Source organism: Sporosarcina luteola (assembly GCF_023715245.1).
In the GTDB taxonomy this organism is placed as follows: domain Bacteria; phylum Bacillota; class Bacilli; order Bacillales_A; family Planococcaceae; genus Sporosarcina; species Sporosarcina luteola_C.
Genome location: NZ_JAMBNV010000001.1, coordinates 307,301 through 333,446 on the forward strand (window position 1 = coordinate 307,301; position 26,146 = coordinate 333,446).

At 45.3% G+C, this 26,146-nt stretch carries 29 protein-coding genes; 22 read left to right on the forward strand and 7 right to left on the reverse strand.

Annotation, left to right across the window (positions count from 1 at the left end):
* Positions 1-78 precede the first annotated feature (78 nt).
* From M3152_RS01525 to M3152_RS01540, 4 genes are all read left to right on the forward strand, one after another.
* On the forward strand, positions 79-600 hold the full coding sequence (locus tag M3152_RS01525) for a DUF2691 family protein (protein ID WP_251695213.1): 522 nt from the start codon (positions 79-81) through the stop codon (positions 598-600).
* Between the two features lie 140 nt (positions 601-740).
* Positions 741-1,061, forward strand: coding sequence for an ArsR/SmtB family transcription factor (locus tag M3152_RS01530; RefSeq protein WP_251693442.1), 321 nt, complete (start codon positions 741-743; stop codon positions 1,059-1,061).
* A gap of 3 nt (positions 1,062-1,064) precedes the next feature.
* Positions 1,065-1,457, forward strand: a complete 393-nt coding sequence (locus M3152_RS01535; RefSeq protein ID WP_251693443.1) for an SRPBCC family protein — start codon at positions 1,065-1,067, stop codon at positions 1,455-1,457.
* Positions 1,458-2,165, forward strand: coding sequence for an FAD-dependent oxidoreductase (locus M3152_RS01540; protein WP_251693444.1), 708 nt, complete (start codon positions 1,458-1,460; stop codon positions 2,163-2,165). It abuts the gene before it with no gap.
* Between the two features lie 102 nt (positions 2,166-2,267).
* Here M3152_RS01540 and M3152_RS01545 read toward each other — a convergent pair whose 3' ends face one another.
* Positions 2,268-2,642 (reverse strand): hypothetical protein, encoded by a 375-nt coding sequence (locus M3152_RS01545; RefSeq protein WP_251693445.1) that lies wholly within the window; start codon positions 2,640-2,642, stop codon positions 2,268-2,270.
* Between the two features lie 332 nt (positions 2,643-2,974).
* On the opposite strand from M3152_RS01545, the gene M3152_RS01550 reads away from it, so the two are divergent.
* Together M3152_RS01550 and M3152_RS01555 are read left to right on the forward strand one after the other, a co-directional pair.
* Complete coding sequence (locus M3152_RS01550) at positions 2,975-3,757, forward strand: alpha/beta fold hydrolase (RefSeq protein WP_251695214.1); 783 nt, start codon at positions 2,975-2,977, stop codon at positions 3,755-3,757.
* A gap of 56 nt (positions 3,758-3,813) precedes the next feature.
* Complete coding sequence (locus tag M3152_RS01555) at positions 3,814-4,299, forward strand: amidase domain-containing protein (RefSeq protein WP_251693446.1); 486 nt, start codon at positions 3,814-3,816, stop codon at positions 4,297-4,299.
* Positions 4,300-4,341: 42 nt separating this feature from the next.
* Here the strand turns inward: M3152_RS01555 and M3152_RS01560 are convergent, their stop codons facing one another.
* Positions 4,342-4,941 (reverse strand): class I SAM-dependent methyltransferase, encoded by a 600-nt coding sequence (locus M3152_RS01560; protein WP_251693447.1) that lies wholly within the window; start codon positions 4,939-4,941, stop codon positions 4,342-4,344.
* A 137-nt stretch (positions 4,942-5,078) separates the two neighbouring features.
* Positions 5,079-5,924 (reverse strand): DegV family protein, encoded by an 846-nt coding sequence (locus M3152_RS01565; RefSeq protein ID WP_251693448.1) that lies wholly within the window; start codon positions 5,922-5,924, stop codon positions 5,079-5,081.
* Positions 5,925-6,103: 179 nt separating this feature from the next.
* On the opposite strand from M3152_RS01565, the gene M3152_RS01570 reads away from it, so the two are divergent.
* The gene (locus tag M3152_RS01570; protein WP_251693449.1) at positions 6,104-6,697 is read left to right on the forward strand and encodes a nitroreductase family protein; all 594 of its coding nucleotides are present in this window, start codon (positions 6,104-6,106) and stop codon (positions 6,695-6,697) included.
* 138 nt (positions 6,698-6,835) lie between these two features.
* Here M3152_RS01570 and M3152_RS01575 read toward each other — a convergent pair whose 3' ends face one another.
* Complete coding sequence (locus M3152_RS01575) at positions 6,836-8,233, reverse strand: dipeptidase (protein ID WP_251693450.1); 1,398 nt, start codon at positions 8,231-8,233, stop codon at positions 6,836-6,838.
* 168 nt (positions 8,234-8,401) lie between these two features.
* On the opposite strand from M3152_RS01575, the gene M3152_RS01580 reads away from it, so the two are divergent.
* From M3152_RS01580 to M3152_RS01590, 3 genes are all read left to right on the forward strand, one after another.
* Positions 8,402-9,649, forward strand: a complete 1,248-nt coding sequence (locus tag M3152_RS01580) for a hemolysin family protein (RefSeq protein WP_251693451.1) — start codon at positions 8,402-8,404, stop codon at positions 9,647-9,649.
* Positions 9,650-9,792: 143 nt separating this feature from the next.
* Positions 9,793-10,338 (forward strand): RNA polymerase sigma factor, encoded by a 546-nt coding sequence (locus M3152_RS01585; RefSeq protein ID WP_251693452.1) that lies wholly within the window; start codon positions 9,793-9,795, stop codon positions 10,336-10,338.
* A 249-nt stretch (positions 10,339-10,587) separates the two neighbouring features.
* Positions 10,588-12,042, forward strand: coding sequence for a phospholipase D-like domain-containing protein (locus M3152_RS01590; protein ID WP_251693453.1), 1,455 nt, complete (start codon positions 10,588-10,590; stop codon positions 12,040-12,042).
* Between the two features lie 54 nt (positions 12,043-12,096).
* Here M3152_RS01590 and M3152_RS01595 read toward each other — a convergent pair whose 3' ends face one another.
* Together M3152_RS01595 and M3152_RS01600 are read right to left on the reverse strand one after the other, a co-directional pair.
* The gene (locus M3152_RS01595) at positions 12,097-12,285 is read right to left on the reverse strand and encodes an SE1832 family protein (RefSeq protein ID WP_251693454.1); all 189 of its coding nucleotides are present in this window, start codon (positions 12,283-12,285) and stop codon (positions 12,097-12,099) included.
* A gap of 24 nt (positions 12,286-12,309) precedes the next feature.
* Complete coding sequence (locus M3152_RS01600; RefSeq protein WP_251693455.1) at positions 12,310-13,386, reverse strand: PseG/SpsG family protein; 1,077 nt, start codon at positions 13,384-13,386, stop codon at positions 12,310-12,312.
* 114 nt (positions 13,387-13,500) lie between these two features.
* Between M3152_RS01600 and M3152_RS01605 the strand changes: the two genes are divergently transcribed.
* The 12 genes from M3152_RS01605 (at position 13,501) to M3152_RS01660 (ending at position 25,354) form a co-directional block, all read left to right on the forward strand.
* The gene (locus tag M3152_RS01605; RefSeq protein ID WP_251693456.1) at positions 13,501-15,435 is read left to right on the forward strand and encodes a cation:proton antiporter; all 1,935 of its coding nucleotides are present in this window, start codon (positions 13,501-13,503) and stop codon (positions 15,433-15,435) included.
* A 76-nt stretch (positions 15,436-15,511) separates the two neighbouring features.
* Positions 15,512-16,075, forward strand: a complete 564-nt coding sequence (locus M3152_RS01610) for an NADPH-dependent FMN reductase (RefSeq protein ID WP_251693457.1) — start codon at positions 15,512-15,514, stop codon at positions 16,073-16,075.
* Between the two features lie 158 nt (positions 16,076-16,233).
* The gene (locus tag M3152_RS01615) at positions 16,234-18,402 is read left to right on the forward strand and encodes a DNA topoisomerase III (RefSeq protein ID WP_251693458.1); all 2,169 of its coding nucleotides are present in this window, start codon (positions 16,234-16,236) and stop codon (positions 18,400-18,402) included.
* A 200-nt stretch (positions 18,403-18,602) separates the two neighbouring features.
* A complete protein-coding gene (locus M3152_RS01620) occupies positions 18,603-19,202 on the forward strand; it encodes a hypothetical protein (protein WP_251693459.1) in 600 nt (199 codons plus the stop codon).
* 59 nt (positions 19,203-19,261) lie between these two features.
* Positions 19,262-19,690 (forward strand): GNAT family N-acetyltransferase, encoded by a 429-nt coding sequence (locus tag M3152_RS01625; RefSeq protein WP_251693460.1) that lies wholly within the window; start codon positions 19,262-19,264, stop codon positions 19,688-19,690.
* Positions 19,691-19,730: 40 nt separating this feature from the next.
* Positions 19,731-20,222, forward strand: a complete 492-nt coding sequence (gene ybaK / locus M3152_RS01630; protein WP_251693461.1) for a Cys-tRNA(Pro) deacylase — start codon at positions 19,731-19,733, stop codon at positions 20,220-20,222.
* A gap of 91 nt (positions 20,223-20,313) precedes the next feature.
* Positions 20,314-20,952 carry a YczE/YyaS/YitT family protein gene (locus M3152_RS01635; RefSeq protein WP_251693462.1) on the forward strand — a complete coding sequence of 213 codons (639 nt, stop codon included), beginning with the start codon at positions 20,314-20,316 and terminating at the stop codon, positions 20,950-20,952.
* A 272-nt stretch (positions 20,953-21,224) separates the two neighbouring features.
* Entirely contained in the window at positions 21,225-21,659 is a 435-nt protein-coding gene (locus M3152_RS01640; RefSeq protein ID WP_251693463.1) for a hypothetical protein, read from the forward strand.
* Between the two features lie 35 nt (positions 21,660-21,694).
* The gene (locus M3152_RS01645) at positions 21,695-22,300 is read left to right on the forward strand and encodes a hypothetical protein (protein WP_251693464.1); all 606 of its coding nucleotides are present in this window, start codon (positions 21,695-21,697) and stop codon (positions 22,298-22,300) included.
* Between the two features lie 180 nt (positions 22,301-22,480).
* Positions 22,481-23,587, forward strand: a complete 1,107-nt coding sequence (locus M3152_RS01650; protein ID WP_251693465.1) for a nucleotide kinase — start codon at positions 22,481-22,483, stop codon at positions 23,585-23,587.
* Positions 23,588-23,659: 72 nt separating this feature from the next.
* Entirely contained in the window at positions 23,660-24,850 is a 1,191-nt protein-coding gene (locus tag M3152_RS01655) for a glycine C-acetyltransferase (protein ID WP_251693466.1), read from the forward strand.
* Between the two features lie 219 nt (positions 24,851-25,069).
* On the forward strand, positions 25,070-25,354 hold the full coding sequence (locus M3152_RS01660) for a DUF6958 family protein (RefSeq protein ID WP_251693467.1): 285 nt from the start codon (positions 25,070-25,072) through the stop codon (positions 25,352-25,354).
* Positions 25,355-25,431: 77 nt separating this feature from the next.
* On the opposite strand, the gene M3152_RS01665 is transcribed toward M3152_RS01660, so the two are convergent.
* The gene (locus M3152_RS01665; protein WP_251693468.1) at positions 25,432-26,088 is read right to left on the reverse strand and encodes a hypothetical protein; all 657 of its coding nucleotides are present in this window, start codon (positions 26,086-26,088) and stop codon (positions 25,432-25,434) included.
* Positions 26,089-26,146 lie beyond the last annotated feature (58 nt).

The following is a 26,146-nucleotide window of genomic DNA, read 5'->3' on the forward strand; positions in this document are numbered from 1 at the left end:
TTATTTCAGTTGGTCAAATTTCTTGTTGTCGTGCTACGTGTGCCCGATTGAAGAAAGGGAGATGAAAAAGTGGAGGGTATGGTATTTCAAATAAGAAATGAACACGGCAAACAGTTGTATGAAATTTTGGAGGGTATTTCAGAATCTTCTTGGTATTGGTCGATAGTCCCGGAAGAATCATATTACTCAAGTAGTAATAACTTAAATGATTTTCGTTCGTCATTATTCTCAGAATCCGAAACAATAATGGATGGCAAATCATTCATGAAGCACATTTCTAAAGAAGATTACTATTTAATATTTGCGGATATTAAAGCTTTTCCTACTTTAGAAAGCGTAGTAACCATTAGCAATGAAATGGATTTCATGAAAGGCTCCTGTAAATTAGGGCTTTTAGTGGTTGATTCAGTCCAAGTAATTATATATTCACGAGAAAAACAAATTCTCTTGGATATTTCAGAGCGTGCCGAATCCTTGGGTTATAGAGACATTCGGTTCTTAAATAACAAAGATACAATTTCAGCTGTATGGGGATGGATGGATGTAGTAATAGAAAGTGACCATTGGTGGAGCAATAACAAGGAGCACAGTAATGAATAATAAGTTTATGAACGGGGATGGTATCAGTTAACTTGCGATATCTTCTCCGTTCTTTTATTTGCAATTGACATGACACCATTAAGTGTCTTATTATAAGGACACCAAACAGTGTCTAATTCACACATGAGGAGGGGAGGATTTTGATTACTACTGACCAAGAGCGCGACGTTTTTGTAGCGATTGCAGATCCGACTAGACGAAAGTTAATAAGGTTACTGGCAGGTTCAGAGGAGATGGCGCTATACGAATTAACCGCTCATTTTCAAATGGGGCGTACTGCAGTTTCTAAACACTTGGCTATCCTCAAGGAGGCTGATTTAGTAAGGAATCGTAAAATCGGCAGAGAAACAAGGTATCGATTAAATGCAGCTCCCTTACAGGAAGTTAAAGATTGGTTATCTTTTTATGAGGAATTTTGGAATGAAAGAGCGGCAATACTTAAGAATATACTGGAGGAATAGACTATGGCTGATTTAGCATTAGATTTTCAATTCAAGAGTCCCGTTAATAAAGTATGGGATGCCTTAACGAATTCAGAAACACTTGCAAAATGGGTAATGGAAAATAATTTCAAACCGATCGTAGGATACAAATGTCAGTTTCGTAATGAGGCAATCGGTTTAGTTGTAGAGAGTGAAGTATTGGTAGTGGACGAGCCTAACAAGTTATCGTACACATGGGTCGGTGGGCCGATAAATACAATCGTCACATGGACGTTAAAGCAAGAGGGTGAAACTACACACTTACATCTTGAACATACCGGTTTTGAAGAAGAAAACCAGGCGGCATTCAATGGCGCGAAATATGGTTGGTCAAGTATGGTGGACAAGTTGAGTAAACTGTTAGGAGAAATGTAAATGGGCTTTTTTCAAGACGCAATAGCGATATTTAAAAAGAGGGATTTAGTATTCATTAAGAGCTACAAGGAATCAGAAAATGTGTATACGTTCCTATTTGAAAAAGAGAAGGATGTAACGTGGAAAGCAGGACAACATGGTTTGTTTACAATTACTCATAAGAAAATAAAAAATGGAACACGGCCAATTAGTCTGGCATCTGCTCCCTCGGAAGATGTTGTTCAACTAACACTTGGTATTAATGATACGCCGAGTGAGTTCAAGAAGGCGATGTTAGAGCTGCAACCGGGCATGAAAATAAGGATGAGTGGGCCAGTAGGGTCGTTTTATTTAAAAGATGACAGTCCTACCATCCTAATCGCAGGTGGAATTGGGATTACACCATTTCGGTCGATGCTGAAACAGATCGAGGCGGAAGGGAATGGAGTCGGAAAACAAATACACCTACTTTATATTGATAGCAAAGGGTCATTTGTCTATAAAGATGAACTCGATAAAATTGCTGACAATACTTCGGTAACTGTAACTTACCTTGATTCGAGGAATGATTTACAACAAGAGATAAGCAAGCTGTCCGGCTTATATCTGAACAATGGTACCTACTATATTGCAGGACCTAAGACAATGGTGGAAACTCTCTCCGGTCACTTGCAAGGCAATTCTATATCGAAAAAGAGCATTAAAAAGGATGTCTTTTTTGGGTACTAACGGCTTTATGCACAATCAAAGGAACCTTATCAAATTAACATTTGATCGGGTTCTTTTTTATTTGCTTCTTCCAGGCAAGTCCTTGTGAATTTTGTGTTACTGCTATCTTTTTTCAATCGCCATACGTAAGTTCGAGATGACTCCAAGCAATACTATTAATGAGCAAACTGTTTTTTCAAAAGGTGTTCCAAACATTTGTTGTATAAACCCAAAAGACCAAAGTGCGACAAAAAGCCAGCAAATATAGGTTATTCCTCTTTTGTGCGTATGTGGAATATTTTTGCCGGCAATCAGAGTGAATACTCCTCCAATAATAGAAATAAAGATACTGATAATCGATATTGGTAGCTGCGCAGCGAAGGATTCAGAGCGTCCGCCATTAACCCATGTGAATGGAATAATGCCGCTAATAATTAGAACATGGATGCAAACAGTCAAAGCGTAAAAAACAAGCCCCATAAATACAGCAGTTTTCAAGTTAATTTTCCTAAATTTCTCTAGTATAAAATCACCTCATTTCTTCCTTTTATCATTTTATTTAATCTAGTGAGATACTATTCCTACGTGATTTTCCATACGATACGATTTTTGTGCTCAAGCCCCAACCGAATTTCTAAGCTTAGATAATGGTTAAACTAACCTCTTTAGTTCACTAAGGAAAAGGGCTTTAGGCTTTACCCCGTCAACAACCGAACGCGCTACAGTCTGGTAGGCGCTTTTTTTATTTGCTTGGTCAATGTGCAGGGCACATAAGCATGCAAAGATGAATATCTTAATGGCGAAGTCATTATGTTTACGGAGGAATCGTAATCGGATATTTTGTGAACGTAGATCAAGGTGTAAATTTATTCGTTGAAGATCTTAACCCGAAAGGCAGCAAGACCATTGTATTTATACATGGCTGGCCATTGAGCCATAAACAGTTCGAATACCAGTTTGATATTCTCCCATCAATGGGGTTTCGCTGTATCGGCATAGACTGGAGGGGCTTCGGAAATTCGGATAAACCTCTCGATGGCTATACGTTAGATAGACTAGCTGATGATATCCGTGCTGTTGTGGGTGCGCTACAACTAGAGAACTTTGCGCTTGTAGGCCACTCAACGGGTGGATCTATTGCGATTCGATATATGACGAGATATAACGGTTACGGAGTATCCCAGCTCGTACTTGTCGATGCGGCAGCTCCATTAGGATTCTCTGAAGAAACAGCCAATCGATATCTTACACAATCAGTAAATGATCGCCCTAAAATGATGCAGGACGTCATAGATGGTTTTTTCTTTCAGTATATAACTAACCAATTCTCTGATTGGTTTTTTCAGATGGGTATGCAGGCTGCAGGTTGGTCGACCGCTGCAATCATACAATTGTTAAGAGATTTGAATTTGTATAAAGACCTATCGGAAATTAGTGCCCCCACGTTAATCATTCATGGTATTCATGACAAAGTAATTCCATTTTCACAAGCAAAGGAGGTAAATGAACTTATTCCGAATTCGCGGCTAATCTCATTCAAATATAGTGGTCATGGCGCTTTCTGGGAAGAACGCGATAAGTTCAATCGGTTGTTGACACAATTCATTCGATAGTAAACTCATGCTACTCTACTCGTTTTCATACGATGAGACACGGGGGTGTTCATGAATTGTATAACCGGGAAGCAGCGGTCAGGTATGCGGATGAATGGTGGAATCGCAGGAATCCGGCCTATCCTGCATTCGATGTCGACTGTACGAGTTATATTTCACAATGTCTACGCGCTGGCGGGGCGCCGATGTATGGGTATCCAAACCGCGAACGTGGCTGGTGGCTAAAAGGGGGGACGTGGAGCTTCAGTTGGTCGGTTGCACATTCAATGCGATGGTATTTGGCGGGTTCCAAGAAGGGATTGACTGCGCGACAAGTCTCTTCGCCTGAGGAGCTAGATCTAGGTGATGTCATTTGCTATGACTTCCAAGGGGACGGACGATTCGACCATACAACGATCGTCACGGCGAAGGACGGCGCCATGCCTCTTGTCAATGCTCATACGTATGATGCGTACCATCGGACATGGGATTATAAAGACTCCTATGCATGGCGGGAAAATGCGAAGTATGTCTTCTTTAAAATCAATGATTATTTCACGTGAAGCGGAAAAAGACGGAGCCATTCATTCAGGCAATCCGTCTTTTTATATTTTTTTACTTGTGGAAATAAACATAGATGCATCTTCATGCACAAAAATACGTTCTCCATGATGGAAAGTCTTCATGTCAATTGATGTAAACCCAACATCGGACAACCTTTTCTGCAGTTCTTCATGCGAGAAGCCGTTATGAATTTTCGGGTGATTCACATTATCGTTTTTGTCAAAATCAATAATGATCAGTTTTCCGCCATCGTTTAAAATATTGAAAAGTTCTTTAAGGATTTTTTCGGTATTCGGAATATGAAGGAGGACGAGAGACAGTAAAATGATGTCGGCCTTTAGTTCAGGAGTTTCTTGAGTGAAATCGGAAAATAGAACTTTTGAGTTGGTGATCCTATTGCGAGAAATTTTAGCTTCCGCAACCTCCAACATTTTTTTGGAAGAATCGACCAACAAAACAGAATCCACTAAGTCTGCTAGTTCCAAACTGACCAAGCCAGTACCACTGCCATAGTCTAGTAAAGATTTTGATGTGCTATTTTGTAATTCTGGTCTTACTTCGTTAACAATCACTTTAGCTAATTCGATTCTTTCTTCTGTATCATACCTTTTTGCCATCTGTTCAAAAACGTTATTTTCCATTTATTCTGCTCCTCTTCATAATTAAATTCAGCTACATAATGGATATTATAGCAAGGGTCTCGATAACAAAACACCTCTTCCCGGCATAATCAGGAAGAGGCTATATTAAGAATGATCACGTTTAAATTTTTCTATGTTTATTCATACCACAACATTGCAATTGTCCCTTCGCCTGCATGAACGGCGAGGGTGGAGCTAATGTCGCCGATTTCCACGCTAAGCCCCGGCACTTGGCTGAGAATCAAATCTTTCAATTGCTTTGCCTGTTCCGGTACATTGCCTTGCATTAAATACACATTTCCTTTGCCTTTCGGATGGCCTTCTGCAACCTTATCGACTAAATACTGTAGCGCCTTTTTTTCCGAACGGACTTTATCAATCGCTTCCAATCTCCCATCAGACGTGATTTGGATGATCGGCTTCACTTTCAACAAGCTGCCGAGGAAGAATTGGACGCCACTCATTCGGCCGCCTTTGTACAACTGTTCCAGTTGGCCGATGTAAATGAAATTCTTGAATGTTGACGTCATTTTTTCGAGCTGTTCTTTGATTTCCGGTACGGATGCTCCTTCGTTTTGCAAATTCATCCCTTTCTCTATCAACCCGGTAATCCCATATGACAAGGAGAGGGAATCGATAAAGGTGATAGGGAAGCCCGCGATATCAGCGCCAGCCATGGAAGAGGAGAGAGTGCCGCTCAACTTGGCTGACACATGGATTGCGATTGCTTGCTCATAGTTTTCCGCAATCTTTTTAAACTGCTCGGCAAATTCACCGGCTGACGGTTGGGATGTCTTTGGAAACTCCGTCGCGTTCTTAATGTTTTCGTATAATTGTGTTGGTGTCAGGTCAACACCATCGACAAATTGCTTTTCCCCAAAATGTATATTCAACGGAATCGAATAGAAATCAGGGTGATTTTTCAGTTCTTCTGAAATATAGGCAGTGCTGTCTGTTATCCATGCTATCGGCTTTTTTGTCATTTGGCAGTCATCCTTTTCTAAACATTCGCTTCTTTCATTACTATACTACAGAAAGTAATCCTGCGGAATACAAATAGGATTAAAATTTGGAAGATCATTGAAACTGACGAGGATTTCCCTAGTCGCTCGCTTTTCGTGTATAATGGTCGACAGTATGATACAAAGGGGAGTTCATAATTATGAATGAACAAGCACTTTCGGTAAGAGAAGCAATCATTAACCGCCGCTCGGTTAAAAACTTTAATGGGCAACCGGTCGATCTTGAAAATATAATGTCCATCTTGGAAGATGCCAGATGGGCGCCGAACCATGGCTTACGTAATCCGTGGCGTTTCATCGTTGCCGCCAACCAGGAATACGTAAAGTTCCAGGATGTCCTAAGAGAATATGGCGTTCCTAAGTGGAAAGAGTTGTCTGAGGAGGACTTGGAGAAGCAAATGAAGAAGTTCCGCGCACCTGGAGCTGTCGTCTTCGTCGTCGTCAAAGAGGACGTACGCCAGAAGGAACGACTGGAAGATTTTGCAGCGGCAAGCGCATTAATTCAAAATGCGATGCTTCTTGCATGGGACCAGGGAATCGGGACATGCTGGAAAACACCGCCATTCATCGACAATCCGAAATTCCGTGAAGAGCTTGGCGTAAAGTCTGGCGAGCGGATCATCAGCATGCTGCAATTCGGCTATTACGATGATATTCCAAAAAACCGTGTACGTACACCGCTTGAAGACATCGTCACGTTTTATGGTAAGGAAGATGAACAGGAAGAGGCATAAGATAAAAGAGCTGTCCAGAAAGTCGACTAATGACTTTCTGAGACAGCTCTATTTTTAATGAAGGAGTGCCGCGCTCAAAATTCCAATTCCGCGCCCAAGACAAGCTGCTCTGCGCTCAAAGCCGCCTCATATTCAAATTTATTTCTTCAAATCATCCTTCGAAAACTGAGCAAGCTCATAATAATAATCCCCAATAACGCGCAAGCCTTTATCGAAGTTCTCCAAATGGAAATGCTCGTTAGGGGCATGGAAATTCTCGCTCGACAGGCCGAATCCCATAAGGACAACCGGCAAATTCAAAATTTCATCGAATGCTGCCACGATCGGAATCGACCCGCCCATTCGCGTAAAAGCGGTCGGCACATCATATACTTTTTCATATGACTTGCCTGCAGCTTGGATGGCTGGATGATCGAAAGGCGTGATAAAAGGCTTTCCTTTATCGAACTCGCTCACCGTCACCGATACACCGGCAGGTTTATGCTTTTCGATATGAGCCTTCAATTTCTTTACGATGTCCTCCGGATCCTGGTCGGGAACGAGACGGCAAGTGATTTTTGCGCCGGCTTCAGATGGCAATACGGTTTTGATGCCTTCTCCTGAGAAGCCACCGAAGACGCCATTGACTTCCAAAGTAGGGCGTGTCCATGTCCGCTCCAAGTACGAATAGCCTTTTTCGCCGAATAGCTCGCCGACGCCGATTTCCTGCTTCAATGCATCCTCATCGAAGTTAAGTGCTTCGTACGCAGCACGTTCTTCATCCGCTAACGGACATACATCCTCGTAAAAACCGTCGACTGCAATCGTCCCTTCCTTATCATGGAACGATGCGAGGATTTCGGAGATGGCGTGAATCGGATTTTGCACACCGCCTCCGTAAATACCTGAATGCAAATCGCCTTTTGCACCTCTGACGTCAATCTGGACGCCGGCAAGTCCCCGCAATCCGTAACAAATCGCTGGCTTTCCAGGTCCGTACATGCCGGTGTCGGAAATGACGATAATATCGGCCGCCAATTTCTTTTTATTCTCCTCGATATATTTCTCGAGGTTCGGACTGCCGATTTCCTCTTCACCTTCAATGATGAATTTGACGTTCACCGGCAAGCTTCCGTTTTCATTCATGAGTGCTTCGACCGCTTTAATATGCATGAACACTTGGCCTTTGTCATCACTCGCCCCGCGCGCATACAATTTATTGTCGCGCACTTCGGGTTCGAACGGGCCGCTTTCCCATAGGTTCAACGGGTCGACAGGTTGGACGTCGTAGTGCCCATAAAACAGGATTGTCGGTTTTCCTTCCGCATGAAGCCAGTCCCCATAGACGACGGGATGTCCTTCCGTCTCATCTATCGACAGGTTTTCAAGCCCCGCCTGGCGGAATGAATCCTCTAACCATTCAGCCGCTTTTTGCATATCAGACTTATGCTCAGACAAAGCACTGATGCTAGGAATTCGAAGGAAATCTTTCAATTGCTCCAAATGCTCTTCCCGTTTAGATGTGAAGTACGTGTCTATTTTCTCCAACTGACTCATAGTGAATCCCTCATTTCAAAATTATTTCGTGAATGAAAGTATTATATCATGTTGGTAGGAATCAAGTTATTCAAAAGGACGGATTTGCTATGAGTATGTTATGATGATATGTAAAAGTTGCTAAATGAACGAACTGTTGAAGTACAGAAACTCCGGGAGGAATCACTTTTGTTTATAGCACTAGGGTTCTTTTTACTTATGTCGTTCTTCCTTTCAGGGAGTGAGACGGCCCTTACTGCGGTCAACCGCATGAAAGTTCAGCTTCGTGCTGAGCAAGGCGATCCGAAATCGATCAAGCTAAGAAACTTGATTTCGAAGCCGGATCGGATGATCACGGCCATCCTAATTGGAAACAACGTAGCAAATATTATGATGCCGACAATTGTCACAATGATTGCAATCGATAGAGGTTTAAAAGTTGGGGTCATGACAGGAATTTTGACGGTCGTGCTCATCGTATTCGGGGAAGTGTTGCCGAAGACGATTGCAGCGACGTTTGCCGATCGGATTGCCTACGTCGTGGCGCCAACAATTTCGATATTCGTCGTACTGTTGACGCCATTGACGATTCTCCTCTCTTTATTCACGAACATCTTCATACGTATCATTTCGAAAGGTGCTGTAACGGAAGCTACGTTGACGAAGGAAGAGCTCCGTTCAATGGTGGACATCGCTTCGACGGAAGGGACATTTGAACAGGAGGAATCGCTCCGGTTGAAAGGTGTTCTCGATTTTCCGGAAAAAGACGTCTCTGATGTAATGGAAACGCACCGCACCGATGTGATCGGGCTGCCGATTGAATCGACATACGAAGAAGTACGCGATACGATATTGGAATACTTCTATACACGTTATCCGATTTACGAAGAAAGCATCGATAAGGTCGTTGGGATTTTCTATTCGAAGACGTTGATCGAATGGTCCATGCATCCGGACAAGAAGCTTGCCGATTTAATGGATGAAGAGCCTTTATTCGTAGTCCAGACAGCAAGCGTCGAAAAAGTGTTCAAACTTATGCTTGCGAATAAAAAACATATGGCCATCGTGCTCGATGAATACGGCGGAACGCTTGGTATCGTCACACAAGAGGATATTATCGAAGAGATGATCGGGCAGGATATCGAGGATGAAACCGACTTTGATGAAGAAGTGCTCGTCTATGAAAAGAACGAGGACCTGTTAATCTGTCATGGACGCCTTGAAATTGTCGACGCCATCGACTTGCTTGACGTCGAATTGCCGACCGACCACGAAACAATTGGCGGATTCGTCATGCAAGAGCTCGGCCATGTACCTGAAGAAGGGGAACGTTTTACATACGAAAACCTGTACTTCGAAATCGAGGAAATGGATCGCAGCCGTATCGTTAAAATGAAGATCACGAAGCGGTATGATCAGGAAATTGTACAAGAATGACGAACGCCCCGCAGAAAATTGCGGGGTGTTTTTTATTAGTGAAACTTACAACTTTGTAAGTTTAGTGAAAGGCAAGTCGATAGTTTGTAATGGAAGATTCCTTGATAATAAGGACAACAGTTACAAAACGGAGGAGTTATCATATGAAAATCGACTTGACAGAGCTATATGATGAATATGGCCGTTACATATATCATTTATGTTTGAAATTGACTCGCAATAAAGAGGAAGCTGAAGACCTCATGCAAGACGTATGGGTCAAGGTTGTCCGCTACAGCGGGAAGATGGACAGTGTAGATCGCATGAAGGCTTGGCTGACGACAATTTGCATGAATACATTCCGCGACCGTTATCGCAAGGATGTCAGAAGAAGCAAACACGTTATGAACCAACCTGAAACATTGGACGTTCCGATACTCGATTTGGTTCCCAGCGACAATCCGACACCGAGCGAATTGATCGAACAAAACGACATCCAGCTCATGGTGCAGCAGAAAATTGGCGAATTGGACAGCATTTACCGGACAACAATCGAATACTTTTACGTCTACCAATATTCGTTGATCGAAATCGCCGAATTGATGAAAGTATCGATCGGCACAGTGAAATCCCGTCTGTTCCGTGCGAAGAAGTACTTGAAGGAATTAATGATGGACGACACAACAGTGAGGGAATACGTCACTGCTTAATCGGATAAATGAAAAATGCCTCTTACACGGGGCATTTTTTATTTTATTCGTATTTGTGAGAGTTTATGGACGTTTACAGCGGTTTATGCGCATCTATACCGATTTATACGCTTTTATAATGATTTATGGACTTCTGTGAGGAGTTATGCGTTATTGGAGAAGTTTATGCGCTCTTGAAGTGGAATTAGTAGTTTGCATCAAGCCAGTTAGGGGAACTTGTAAAGGCAAGTAGAATACGGGGTTGATTGAATGAAGAAAACGAAAAAATGGGTGAGTCCGAAATGGATCATCCTTATGGCCATTCTATTATTCACATTCCTATATGTAGGTGTGATTGTTTGGCATACATATAAACCGCTCCCGGATAATCTGAATTACAAGGGGGATATCCATTGGACCGACGATGTTGAGATGCTCACCGATTTGACGTACGCCCAAAACAAAAAAGGCGATGGGATGGTGCATGAGCTCTCCATCTTTGATGAAATCTACAAAATGATTGACGAGGCGGAGGAGTTCATCGTCCTTGATTTCTTCCTCATGGACCATTATACGGATGAAAAGATCGACTTTCCTAACATCACGGAAACGCTGACGGAGAAATTGATTAAAAAGAAAAAAGAGAATCCGAAAATGCCTATCATTTTTATTACCGACCCCCTCAATACTGGTTACGGCTCTTATGAATCGAAATGGTTCAGCCAAATGGAGGACGCCGGCATTGAAGTCGTCTATACCAATCTCGATGATCTGCGAGACTCGACGCCTATCTATTCGGGGCTCTACCGGACTATCTTCCGCTGGGTAAACTTCGAAAAGGAAGGCTGGATCGCCAATGCAATGTCGAGCAAAGCACCGAAAATGACGCTGAGATCCTATATGATCCTATTGAATGTGAAAGCGAACCACCGGAAGACGATGGTGACGGACAAGTCAGCAATCGTGACGTCAGGCAATCCGCATGACGCGAGCGGCCTCCATGGCAATGTCGCCTTGAAAGTGAAAGGCGCAGGCATTTTAAATGATATTTTAGAGGCAGAGGAAGCGGTCGTCCGCTATACAAATGGCGGCTCCTTGCCGCGTGTGAATACTGAGGAGGAGCCCGGCGGCGATTATGCAGTCCAATACTTGACGGAAAAGAAGATCCACGATGCACTTCTCGGCGACATTGCCGCAGCCCAAGAAGGGGATACGATCCGCATGGGCATGTTTTTTATTGCAATGCCTGATATCGTTCAGGCGATTGTCGATGCATCGAATCGCGGCGTCCATGTCCAAATGATTTTGGATCCGAATGAAAACTCGTTCGGCAATGAGAAGTCGGGCTTGCCGAACCGTCCAGTTCTTCAGAAGATGATGGACGAGACGGATGGGGAGCTCGATGTCCGGTGGTACAATACGGTCGTCGGACAATACCATACGAAGCTCGTCGTTGTCCAGACGAAGCAGGAAACGTATATTACGAACGGCTCTGCGAATTTGACGGATCGGACGCTGAACAATTACAACTTAGAGGCAAATTTGAGGGTCGTCGCGTTGAATGACAGCGAGCTAGTCGAAGACATCGATGACTATTTCGACCGTCTTTGGAACAATGAAGACGCTCTTTACACACTCGATTTCAAGGAGTATCAAGATGGATTCACATTCTTCCAACGGGGCATCTACCGCCTTCAGGAATTATTAAAACTGACAACCTATTAAACGCCCAAAAAGGCTGTCCACGAACAGGAATCCCGTTCGTCGGCAGCCTTTTCTTTATTCGGGAAGATCAGCAAGTTGTTTGTTCAGTTCGGCCAGTCTTTCTTCCATCGCGGCAAGGCGCTGCTCCGCTTTATGGACTGAATCCGCGTGACCTGTCGACTCCAGTTTCTCCACGTCGCCCTGCAAGCTGATATAATCCATTTTCAATTCCGCGATTGCTGATTCAATCTGTCGTTTATTCATAAGGAAAACCCCCATCGTTTTCCTTCAGTGTAGCATATCCGACAGCGCTTTTCCGCCCGCTCCGCGTTTTGGGTGTTCCAATAAATAATGGATTGTCTCGACAATTTTATCTTTCCCGTTGCCGAGCCCAAGCGATAGTTGGCGTTCAATCGAGCGTTTTCTCAATGGTTCATGCAGCAGCGGCTCCATGATGGCATTCAGCAGATTCGACTGCTTCACTTTCCTGCCGAGACCGAGATGGACGAATCCATGCTGTTCTTTCGGAAATGCAAGTCCAAGCTCGAAATCGTTCTGGGAGAGCACGACGCACGGGATGCCCATGACTGCGACTTCATAAGGCATATAGCCCGATGCGCATAAAACCACGTCCGCTGTCGCGTAGACTTCGGCCATATTGTACGGCGGCTGCTGGACAACCGTGTTGCGTCTTCCGAGCGCCATCATCCGGAGTGTGCTGACGTCATGAGAATAACACTCACCGACGAGGATAGTCACTTTCAACGGAATCTGCAGCTGGGACACATGCCGGAGTGCGCGGTATGTCAAATTCCCTTCATCCTCTTCGCCGAACGAAATGACGAGATGGGGGAGGGGGCCCGGGGCACTTTTCCGCAAACCGGATTTTTCAACAGATGTCAGTGTTGGATCGGCAATGAAAAGCTGGCGATCAATTATAATATGCTCCGCATGCTCTTCAATCGTCTCCTCTAGGAGTGTCTGAAATACGAAGTCCGCTTGATTTTTTCCATCCCCGAAATCATCGAAATGCAATAGGGAAGGGACGATATTGCGGATTTTCTCCACTTCCTCGGAAACTGTAGGGCCTGTATCACGGATGAGGAGGTCAGGACGGATGAGTGTCAATGTCTGTATGAGATTGGCCTTTTTACCGATCGTAATCGATTTAAAGCCATCGGGAGGTGAAGGGGAGTTTTCACCGACGATGAATAGGACGTTCACTTCTTTCGCGATGTCCTTAGCGAGCACGGATGCCCTTTTTGCCGGGTACGAACCTTTGCCGTCCGACCTTGCAATGTAAAATGCAACAGTTTTCTTTTTTGAGTTTTCTATTGGAATCACCCTTTCTATTCCTGTGTACAAACTACTCTCCTTTTCACCCTATGTTTTGAAAAAACGAGTTATGTACAAATACGTTGAATGAAAAAGGAATTGTGATAAACTATCACTTATTCTTACTGAAACGAGGTGTTTCCGTTGTTCGATTCTTTATTGTTCGACTTGATGCTCGTCATCTTGATCGGAATGCTTTCCCAATGGATCGCATGGAAATACCGCATGCCCGCAATCGTCGTCATGGCACTTGCGGGATTGCTCGTCGGTCCGGTATTCGGATTGATCAATCCGCAAGAAAGCATGGGGGATTTATTTGGCCCGATCATCACGTTTGCAGTCGCTATCATTCTTTTTGAAGGAAGCTTAAATCTGGATGTTAGGGAAATTAAAGGATTCAGCAAACCTGTCGGAAGGATTGTTACAATCGGGGCATTCATCGCTTGGATTGCCGGCTCGTTGGCGGCGCATTATTTGGCGGGTCTTTCATGGGAGGTCTCTTTCATTATCGGAGGTTTGTTCATCGTGACCGGCCCGACAGTGATTCTGCCTTTATTGCGGCAGGCGAAGTTGAAACCGCGGCCAGCGGCAATCTTGAAATGGGAAGGGATTGTCGTCGATCCGTTCGGTGCATTGCTCGCCGTGTTTGCATTTGAATTTATTAAATTCATTAACGCCGAAGTGACGTTGAAGGCGTTGTTGCTCTTCTTCGCAGCTTCCGCGTTTGCAGTCCTTCTCGGATGGTTCGCGGCATTGTTCATCGGGAACGCTTTCGAGCGGGGAAGTATCCCAGAGTTTCTAAAGGCGCCGATCCTTTTCGTCATCGTGCTGTTCACCTTTGTCTTTGCGGATGAAATCATGCATGAAACGGGTTTGCTTGCCGTTACGGCGATGGGGATGAAGATGGCGAATATGCGCCTGACGACATTGAATGATGTGCGTCACTTCAAAGAGAACATTTCTGTACTGCTTATCTCAGGAATATTCGTCATGCTGACCGCGTCTCTAGATCCGAAAATCTTGATTGAAATTTTCAACCCGGCCATCATGTTGTATGTTGCGGCGATGCTGTTTGTCGTCCGGCCATTATCGATCTGGATTTCCACGATCGGGACGGATTTGAATGTCCGTGAAAAACTGCTGATCGGCTGGATTGCGCCAAGGGGAATTGTCGCGCTGACTGTGTCGGGGTATTTTGCCTCCATCTTGTTGGAAAATGGCTATGAAGATGCGGAGCTGCTCACCGCCCTGACGTTTGCGCTCGTCCTATCAACAGTCGTGCTGCACGGATTCTCAATTGGGTTCATTGCCAGGAAGCTGAATCTGACAACGACCGAAGAATCTGGGGTCGCCATCATAGGCGGAACGCGATTTGCGGCTGAGATGGCGCAATCGATTAAAGATACAGGGAATGAAGTTCTACTCATCGATCAATCGTGGGCGGCGCTTGCAGATGCAAGAAAGCGCGGACTTGATAGTTATATAGGGGATATCCTGTCTGAGCAGGTTGAATATCATATCGATTTGACACCCTACCGGTATATGCTGGCGATGACGAAGGTGGATCTGTACAACGCGCATGTTTGTGCAGACTTTGAGCCGGATCTGGGACGGGATCAATTATTCCAAACGGCCTTCCATGTCGGAAAAGACGTCGAAGCATTCACGGTTATTGGCGGACAGACGTTGTTTTCCCCGTCCATCTCGATCTACAGTCTGGAGGAGCGGATGCATGCAGGGCACGTCATCCGGAAGACGCTCATCACAAAGCAATATAGCTACACGCAATATTTGCGTGAACGGGATGATAAATCGATTCTGCTTTATATTTTGCGGGCTGATGGCTCCATTGAATTCTTCACGCCGAACGTTGAATTGCAGGCGAACGCGGGAGACGCGGTGATCTCCTTGTCTTCTCCGGCGAAAACGATCGAGCGGGTGAAGGAGCGGTTGGAAGAGGAGAATGGCGACACGGAAATACCGTACGAAAAATTGGAAGAGATGTTCGCCGAAGATCCCTCTACAGGCAAGCGGGACATCCCGGGAGAGGCCCCGAAGTCGAATGGGAACTCCAAGTAAGCTTATTTTCAGGCAATAGTGTCAAATGTTATGGTACGATTGTCATTGTGAACACAGCTTTAAGGAGGATGGACCAGTGAAAGTTTTGTTTGTGGACGGGACCATTATCGGTAGTAAAACGGGCGCGGTGCTTGACGCGGTCGAGGAATATGTGAGGGTAGCAAGTGGTGATTTCCAAATTGAACGGATGAAAATGGCGGATTATGATCATCAATTCGTCGATGGACGTCCGTCGGAACAATATAACGAAGACATGCAGGAAATGGTTCGGAAGTTTGAAGAGGCGGATGCATATATCATTGCAACGCCGATCTTCCAAGGTTCCATTCCGGGCGTGTTGAAAAATGCATTCGACATGCTGCATCCGCATGCAATGCGCTACAAGCCGGTTTCAATCGTCGCGAATGGCGGCACGTACCAGCATCATCTCGTTCCTGAAAATCAGCTGAAGCCGATTTTAGATTACTTCCGCTGTCTCGTAACACCGAATTTCGTCTACACCCATTCAGGCCATTTCGATCAGGATAACCGCATCATTGATGAAGATGTGCATAACCGCCTGCGCGAGTTGGCAAGGGTGTTTGCGAAGTATACAGAGATGAGCCAAGATCTATCGAAAGATGTATTGGATGCGAATTGAATCTTATTAGTGGCTGTCACAGTAAGTCGGAAATCGACTTTCTGTGGCAGCTTTTTTTAGTGGGAGTGGACCCGCGGCCAAAGCACGCCAGTTCCGCCAAGCATGCAACGAAACGCGTTCTCCCTTATAATAAAAGTATGTAGAAAGGGGATTTATTCATGTCCAAATCAGTAGTGTTGGCCGAAAAGCCATCCGTAGCGAGGGATATCGCGCGGGTGCTCGGCTGTAATAAAAAAGGAAATGGCTTTTTAGAAGGCACAAAATATATCGTCACATGGGCGCTAGGGCATCTTGTGACGCATGCCGATCCGGAAGGGTATGGCAATGAATATAAGGAATGGAAGCTTGAGTACTTACCGATTATTCCAGAGCCCTTCAAGCTAACGCCGATCCGCCAGACGACGAAACAGTTCAATGCAGTCAAGGCGCAGCTTCGGCGCAGTGATGTGAATGAAGTCATCATCGCGACGGACGCGGGACGTGAAGGAGAACTTGTCGCTCGCTGGATTTTGGAGATGGCGAAGAACCGCAAGCCCGTGAAACGGCTTTGGATATCGTCTGTCACTGACAAAGCGATTAAGGACGGCTTCAATAATTTGAAGGACGGCCGCCAATACGAGAACTTGTTTGAGGCGGCGGTTGCGCGTGCAGAGGCGGACTGGGTTGTCGGAATCAATGCGACGCGCGCCTTGACGGTGAAATACAATGCGCAATTGTCCACGGGGCGTGTCCAGACGCCGACACTCGCTATGATTGCGGAGCGGGAAAAGCAAATCCGCGAATTCAGACCGAAGTCATATTACGGTTTGCAGGCGTTGACCGAAACGGCGAGGTTCACATGGTCAGATAAAGCGGGACAAACGCAATCGTTTAATAAAGAAGCGATTGAAAAACTATTGACGAAGCTTGACGGGGCTCATTCCGGAAAGGTGGTCGACGTGAAGACGACACCGAAGCAGCAGCCGGCACCTCCTTTATTCGATTTGACAGAATTGCAGAAGGAAGCGCATAAACGCTGGTCATGGTCTGCGAAAGAGACGTTATCGACACTCCAAAACCTATACGAGCGGCATAAAGCGGTGACGTATCCGCGGACCGACTCGAAGCATTTAACGTCAGACATGGAAGGGACGCTGAAGGAACGTATTAAAGCTGTCGACATCGGGCCATACCGGAAATCGGTCAATGTATTATTGCGATCGAATGCAGTGAAGCCGCAGAAAGGCGTCATTGACGACAAGCGCGTATCCGATCACCATGCGATCATCCCGACGGAAGAGACGCCGATCTATCAAAACCTGTCCGATAAGGAACAGCGTTTATATGATCTTATTGTCAAACGGTTCCTAGCCGTCTTCTTCGGTCCGTTCCGCTTTGAGCAAGTTACTGCCGAGATGGACGTGAGCGGGGAGATGTTCAAAGCAAAAGGAAGGACAGTCACGGACGAAGGGTGGAAGGCGGTTTATTCCACGGACGAAGAAGAGGAAGATACAGACCGGTTGCCGTCATTCACGAAAGGCGCTGAAGTGAAAATCCGAGCAATCGTCATGACGGATGGACAGACAAAACCGCCGGCACGTTTCAATGAAGGGACATTGCTCGCGGCAATGGAAAACCCTGCGCAGTTCATGGCGGGGGAATCAAAGGATCTCATCAAGACGCTTGGCGAGACAGGCGGCCTCGGAACAGTTGCGACTCGCGCTGACATTATCGAGAAGCTGTTCAGCTCCTTCGTCATCGAGAAAAAAGGGAATGATATCTTCACGACGTCAAAAGGCAGGCAGCTGCTTGAACTCGTTCCGGAAGATTTGAAATCCCCGGCTTTGACGGCTGAATGGGAGCAAAGCTTGACGAAAATCGCCAACGGTAAATTGAGAAAAGAAGCATTCATGAAAGAGATGGTGGACTTCTCGAAGAAGACCGTCAGCGAAATCAAAACGGACGATAAAAAGTTTAAACACGATAATGTGACGGGGAAAATGTGCCCGGATTGCGGGAAGCCGTTGCTTGAAGTGAATGGCAAACGCGGCAAAATGCTCGTCTGCCAGGACAGGGAATGCGGTCATCGCCGCAATGTCTCCCAATTGACGAATGCGCGATGCCCGAACTGTAAGAAGAAGCTTGAATTACGGGGCGAAGGGGACGGAAGGATTTTCGTCTGCAAATGCGGACATAGAGAAAAACTTTCAGCCTTTGAAAAACGCCGCGCGCAGTCCGGAGGCAAAAAGGCAGACAAGCGCGACGTGCAGAAGTTCATGAAAAAGCAGGAGGAAGAGCCTGTGAATACGGCATTGGCGGATGCTTTGAAAAAAATGTTCGATAAGTGATGCGAAACTGGAACTCCAAATCTGCTCACTTAGTAATGGTCGAAAAAATAGAAAACCTGTCGAAAAAGTAGGTACAAACAATCAGTCAGAAGTACCTTTCGAATAATCAGACTTTGGCTCTTTCGCAGGATGTTTCCATATGTGGAAAATGGATATAATACACATAACTGAAAGTGGATACGTATCGGGAGGTGAGTAACATGAATGCCATCATGACGTTTGCGTCCGCTGCAGACCAAATGCAGCGATATGACGCAGTGAAACGCAGAAATGCCGAACAAGCCTATCATCGCCAGGCGGACTACAACGGCCGAAACCAGAAGACGCTCGATGACTTGGAAGCATTGCTGTTAGGGAAGAAGGAACCGGAAGCGGTTTCCGAAATTCGAGAGTTCAAGAAACTGGATGCCGGGCAAGTGAAGCAGATCGCCCTTCCTCTCGGGAAAACGCTGGAAGAGACGATTGATGCATGGCGGGACGTCCGCAGGGAAGCGATTTCTGTCCAGGAACCGACGATCGCGGATCAACAGCTGGCAGCAACCGCTTCTGCCAAGATCATGGAAACGGAAGCGAGACTCGCCCTCCAGAAGCGCGAGCAATCGCAAATAGAGGCAGAAGCGCACCAGGCAAAGGCGGACGCGTTCAAGGTGGCATCCATGGATCTCCCGACTGATCTTGAACGGGAAGTGCTATTGGAACAAAAACGCTTTGCAAAGGCGATTTCTGCCTACTCAATCCAAGTGGAAGCGAAGAGCCAAGGGTTTATTGCCGAATGGCCGAGTATTAATAAAATAGCCTGATAAGGAAGGGTCGCCAGTTAATGGCGGCCCTTTTGATCATCAGAAAGGGATATTCTATTATGAAAATAAGAGAAGCATGCTCGTGTGATATTCCTCAAATGGCCTTCTTGATGGGACAGTTAGGATATTCAACTACGGTTGAACAGATGAGGACACGTTTTGAAAAGATTAGTGCAGAACCTTCCTATCATACTCTCGTAATTGAAGTTGAAGGAAAAGTGGTTGGCATGTCTGGTTTGTGCACGGGGATCTTTTATGAGTCGGATGGTATATATGTCCGCATTGTTGCCTTTGTGGTCGATGATAACTATCGCAAAAAAGGTCTAGGCAAACTTTTATTGGCGGAGTCTGAAGAGTGGGCAATGAGCAAAGGGGCAGCTGGTATTGTGTTAAACAGTGGGAATCGAACCGAACGTATAGCAGCGCACGCTTTCTATAAGGCGATGGGATATCGGGAGAAGAGTACTGGTTTTACAAAGCAACTTTAATTTAAATTAGGAGAGTTCTTCAGGAGGTGGATGTGAACTTATGGCGAAGCAGAAGAAACAAGTGAAGACGAATGCGGTGCGGCTATTGGACACTGAACAAGTGCCCTATGAGCTGATGGAATACGATACAGACGATGGCCAATTGGATGGCGTGTCGGTCGCTGCGAAGACGGGGCAAGCGGCGGAATCGGTCTACAAAACACTCGTGACGATTGCCGGTCCGCGGGAGCTGTTCGTCTTCATCGTCCCGGTTGTGGAAGAGCTCGATTTGAAGAAAGCCGCGAAGGCGGCGGGCGTGAAGAAGCTCGATATGCTTCCGTTGAAAGATCTGACGAAAGAGACAGGATATGTCCGTGGCGGCTGTTCGGCGATTGGCATGAAGAAAAAATACCCGACCGTTATCGACGCTTCTGCTGAAAATTCGGACCAATTCGTCGTCAGTGCAGGGAAGCCTGGATTGCAGATGAAATTGTCTCCAAGGGACCTAGCGCTTATTGCCGATGCGTCTTTCAGCGCCGTCATTAAAGACTAATCGCATGTATCTTGCCTTCTTGGCACGTGCTACAATATAGAAACAGAGAATTAGCTATCCTAGATGGAGTAGCATGGAAAGAAGAATGCAGATGAGAAAGATTTTTGTATGGAGATGGACATTTTTTATTGTCGGCGTCATCGTGTTGTCGCTCGGCATTACGATGACGATTAAAGGGCAGCGCCTAGGCGTTGGCCCGTGGGACGTCCTGCACATCGGCCTATCCCGACACTTCGGGCTGACAATCGGGACATGGAGCATCATCAGTGGCTTGACCCTCATCACTTTGACCTCCGTTATGATGAAACAATGGCCGAAGCTTGGGACTTGGTTGAACATGCTCCTGCTAGGCCTATTCATTGACTTTTTCAACTGGATATTGCCAGAATTCGAAACGATGACAGGGCAAGTGATCATCTTCACGCTCGGTGTCATTGTCATGTCTTACGGCGTCGGTATCTATGTCGCGCCCAATGTCGGTGCAGGGCCACGAGACAGCCTTATGCTCATCCTCGTCGACAAGCTTGGGATTAGCATGAAAAAGGTGCGGACGATGAATGAAGTGATTGTCGGCTTTGCGGGCTGGCTATTGGGCGGCCCGGTCGGCATCGGCACAGTCATCATCGCCTTCCTCCTCGGCCAAATCGTCCACTACGCCTTGCCTCAATGCCGCAAGCTGCTACTGAAACTTGCCGGTGAGGAAGATGGACAGGTATTGTTTACTAAATAAATTTAATAAACAATACGTTAGAATCTCAGGTAGCTCCGTTGATAGCAAACAGGGACACAATTCGCATATGAATTGGTGTCCCTGTTTTTGTTGTTGAGTCACCACTAAGATGCTTTATATTGATGGATTGGAAAAAATGTCCCCTAGAATGGACGGAGTCGCTTAGGCGGCTCTTTTGTTTTTTAACTTATAGAAGAGGTATTTCTGGAAGAGTGCTGGAATAGTTAATGTAAGGAGACAGTTCAATTCAATATTTTTGGGGGAGAGATGATTTGAAGAAAATAATATCTGTCATATTTACAATAATGGTTTTAACAGCTTGTTCTGAAACTACGAACCATGATTATAAGTTTAGTGGAGAAAGTGAGCATTGGAAAGCTGAATACTCGTATAAAGGGACAGAAAAATGGGGAGAAAAAAACGGACAAAGAACGTATTCAATCGAAGATAGTTATCAGCTTGTTTTACAATATAAAGGTTCTATAGAAGAGTTGTCTTCATTACAAACACTTGAATACTCTTTTGAATCGAATAGAAATCACTGGAAGCTAACTGAGGAGTACACGGAACCCCCATTAACAGGTACGTTTTTGTCTTCAGGTGAATCAAAAGGCGGGGCAAAAGTAGGCAAAGATGAAGTGATAAAAGTAACTGTAAAATGGGATGACTTTGAAGAGTCATTTGAACTGCATAATTATAGTGAGTGACTTTGTAGAACGGGCCATAAAAGGAGACAAGGGAATTGAAAAAAATAAGTATAATGGTGATTATTCTTTTGTTGTCGGCTTGTTCAGCGGAAACAATAACGGATGAAAGAACAAAACCAGAAATCAACTCCGGGAAAGTTTCCGATGAAGCTGTTCATCAGAAACTTGATGGGACAGAAGAACAGGACTACATCAAAATTTCTAAAGATGATGCCCCAAGACTTTGGAGTGATGCTGATGTTCAACTATGGAAGTATGTAACAGACTATTCCCTTTCTGAAGAAATGGGTTATAAGCAAGAAATTACAAGTTGGAGAAAATTAGAAGGTGAATTTGATAAATCGCTTTCAACGCCAAATCAAACTTGGGAAAATCCAGGAAAGCTCCTTTTAGCTTTCATGACTGATGTAGAAGTTAGTAATTATTTAGGGCAAGAAATTTGGGAAATCAATTCACGAATCAAATTTTTGGATGAGAATAATGCATTAGGTTATATCATGAGTTATGGCCTTCATGATGATTCTGCTGCTGGAAGCGATATCAAATTAACGATGAAAAAAGAGAATGGATTTTGGTATATAGAATCTGCTGAAGAACGAGAGCATTGTTCAAGGGGTATCGGTGAAAGTTTCTGTATATAAGTTAATGTAACAAAGATGTAGGAAACTTGTTCCTGAAGTTAACTTGTAACGTCTTTTGACTGTTGAAATATATGCTGATTAACCTGGTTATTTACGTTGTCATTTGCACTTTTCTCCCCTCAACCGAACCCTTTCGAAGACAAGCCGTGCTTTTTTTTATTGACTGGGCATATGGTAGAAATGCAAGTAGTCAATTGGGAAAGGATGGTCATCATATACGGGACAATAACGGAATACATGGGGACAGCCTATACAGGGCGAGGGGTCGCGCACAAATACGATACATTGATTGCCACCGCTGACAAAACGATCTTTTTGAAAGCGCCGCCGTCGAACGCGATATCCAAAGTTTTGAACGACGCGGCAGCTCATTTCATCAAAAGGGGCTATGACGTGGACCGCTTTAACAATCCCGTCCTACCTGACAATACGGATGCCATATTTGTAAAAGACATTAATTTATTCATTCTCCAAGCATCCCACCCCGTTTCGCTTGAGCCGACCGAAATCGGCGGCCGCCACCACGTCATCAGCTTTTATGATGCGTATGACGAGGACAAACTGCAAAACCGATCGACAGAAATGGCCGATGTTGTGGAAGAATCAAACCTCGTATTTACCAAAATGATGCAATCCATGTCCGAAGCATTGCGGATCCATGACGAGTGGGAGCAAGTGAATATCGTCAGGATGATGTGGAGTGAACATGAGCAAATGACCGTCTCTTTGAGGGAAGAGCTATTCGGCACAATGAAGCTGCGTAAGAAATCGACAGTATCACATCGGATTGCCGGCTCGTTATCACCGGGCGGGTCCCGCGATTTCATTCCCTCCATCACGAGCTGGACGAAGAGGAGAATCCTCATGAAAGGATTGTCCGGAACGGGAAAATCGACCATGTTGAAGGCGCTCGGAAAGGAGGCAGAAAGCCGGGGGATAGATGTCCTCTACGGCTGGTGCGGACTTGATCCGAAAAGCGTCGACATCCTTTTGTTCCCGGAGTTGTCGGTTTGCCTTTTCGACGCGACACAGCCACATGAATATGATCCGGAGAGTCCATTGGATGAGATTCTTGATCTCGTTTCGATGTGCACGGAAGATGCGGAAGCAGAAGAGAAGATACGCGAAATCAGCGGCCGGTATAAAGAGAAAATCATGGACGCGACAGGCTATATGCATGCGTATGCGCATAGCGAAAACAGGCTGCGCGAAATCGTCGATCAGACAATCATCCGGAAATCCTTTGAGGAGAAAACACGTCAACTTTCAAGATGGATTGACGTCTAAGACAGTTCCTTCTGCGAGTTTTGCCCGCATATGCTAAAATGGGGGCATCAACCGTTTGAAAGGAAGATCATTTTGTCAAAAGTTCTCGATGCGTTTTTACAGGAAAATTTACAGGAACTGCGCGACCAAGGCCTCTACAATGTAATCGACCCGGTGGAAGGTCCGAATGGTCCAGTTATTAAAATCAACGGAAAAGATTTAATCAATCTTTCCTCAAACAACTATTTAGGGCTGGCGACAGACGAAGGTTTGAAAAAGCTTGCAATCGCGGCGACGGAAAAGTACGGCGTCGGTGCAGGTGCTGTCCGGACAATCAACGGAACGCTCGATATCCATATTGAACTTGAGAAGAAACTTGCTGAATTCAAAGGGACGGAAGCGGCGATTTCCTACCAATCCGGTTTCAACTGCAATATGGCAGCAATTTCTGCAGTCATGACTAAGCAGGATGCCATTCTATCGGATGAACTGAACCATGCTTCCATCATCGACGGCTGCCGTCTTTCCGGTGCGAAAATCATCCGCATCAAGCACCAGGACATGGACGATTTGCGTGCGAAAGCGAAGGAAGCGAAGGAATCCGGCCAATATGGAAAGCTAATGTATATTACGGACGGCGTGTTTTCGATGGACGGTAATATCGCAAAGCTTCCTGAAATCGTGGAGATCGCAAAGGAATTCGACTTGATCACTTACGTCGATGATGCGCACGGGTCCGGTGTAACAGGAAAAGGGAAAGGGACTGTGAAGCAATTCGGTCTTGAAAAAGAGATTGACTTCCAAATCGGCACATTATCGAAAGCGATCGGCGTTGTCGGCGGCTATGTTGCCGGGACTCAGGCGTTGATCGACTGGCTGAAAGTGCGCTCCCGTCCGTTTTTATTCTCCACTGCATTGCCTGCAGGCGACGTTGCGGCCATCATGGGCGCGTTGGATAAAATCTCGGAGTCGACGGAGCTGCATGACAAGCTTTGGGAGAATGGGAACTATCTGAAGGAAGGCCTTAAAAAACTGGGCTTCGACATCGGAGTTTCTGAAACGCCGATTACACCATGCATCATCGGTGAAGAGAAACTGACGCAACAATTCTCGCAACGGTTGATCGAAGAAGGTGTCTATGCCAAGTCGATCGTCTTCCCGACAGTACCGAAGGGGAAAGGCCGCGTGCGTAATATGCCGATCGCTTCCCATACGAAGGAAATGCTTGATGACGCGCTTGCTATTTATGAAAAAGTAGGTAAAGAACTCGGCGTCATTTCATAATATGGATAATAACTGTCGTATCAGCGTAAAGCTGATGCGGCAGTTTTTTCATGGAAGAACGAGAAATCCAAGCGCGGCAACGAGAACTTTTCAGTGAGTAATGAGAACTCTATGCTAGTTAACGAGAACTCCGCGTCTTTTTTTATCGAAAAGAGGATTAATTCTAGTCAAAAAGGGTAATAGATAGTGAGCAGAACACTTTGAAAAGGTGGGCCACAAATGCGATATAATGAAAGCGTCCAACTTTTGCAATCGAATGGCAGAGCCGGAGCGTCGATTGTAAAGTTCAGATATGAAAAAATTAAAAAGATAATGCTAACGATCATCCGTGAAGCCGACATCATTTCATTCGAGGAACTGTCGAACAGGACATTAATAAGGTTGACGCCGTTCGATGGGAACAACCGGTGGTACATGGAAGCGATTGTGACGGACCTTGATGCGAGGGGCCAACTGGAATGCTCAATGCTCAACGGTAAACTATTTGTGAAGTCCATAGGGTAAGCGCGATTGATAGATGAAAAAAAGCCAATCTTAGATAAAGATCGGCTTCTTTGCGTTCTCCATTATTCTCCTATCTCTTACACTTCTTCCGTCGGAAAAACACCCTCCGCCATTCGATTCAACATATGATGTATGACGTAGCGCTGCATGCCGACTGCCTGCTTCGTAGCTAGCGCCGCTTCTTTTTGGAATGAATCCCTTTGTCCCTGCTTCAATGCGATGACCGCCTTCAAGGAATGGACCATCCAAGGCGTTCCTACCTTCGATAACGATTCGGAAGACTTCTCCTTATTATTGCTCATTGTATACCCGATACCTGCATAATAATCACGATAGAAAGTTGTTGTCATCGACCTCGATGTGTCAATCAAACGTCTCCAATCCTTCCGGAACACTAACAGATTGGCATTATAGATATCTTGCACTTCCGCCTGGGGATAGGATTTCAATATTTTGTTCAGCGAATCAATTATTTCTTTATCTGTTCCATGGGCGAGGGCGTACGCATAGCTGAAGATCGGCTTACTCCGGTGGTTGGCCAAATAGCGGTCAATCAGTTTCAAACTTCTCGTTCTGTAGATGATATAGAATGGATAGCCCATCGTCAAAATGAATGTGAACGCCATAATAATCGTGAAAACGAGCCAAGTCTGCATGCCGGACAAAAATAATCCCACCGCCAACAAGGCACTACTAATGATGACTAAAATTAAATTCATATATTTACTGAACATTGTGCACCTCAAGGTTTTTTCTATAGTATACCAGAAAAATATAGGGAAAAGCTGATAA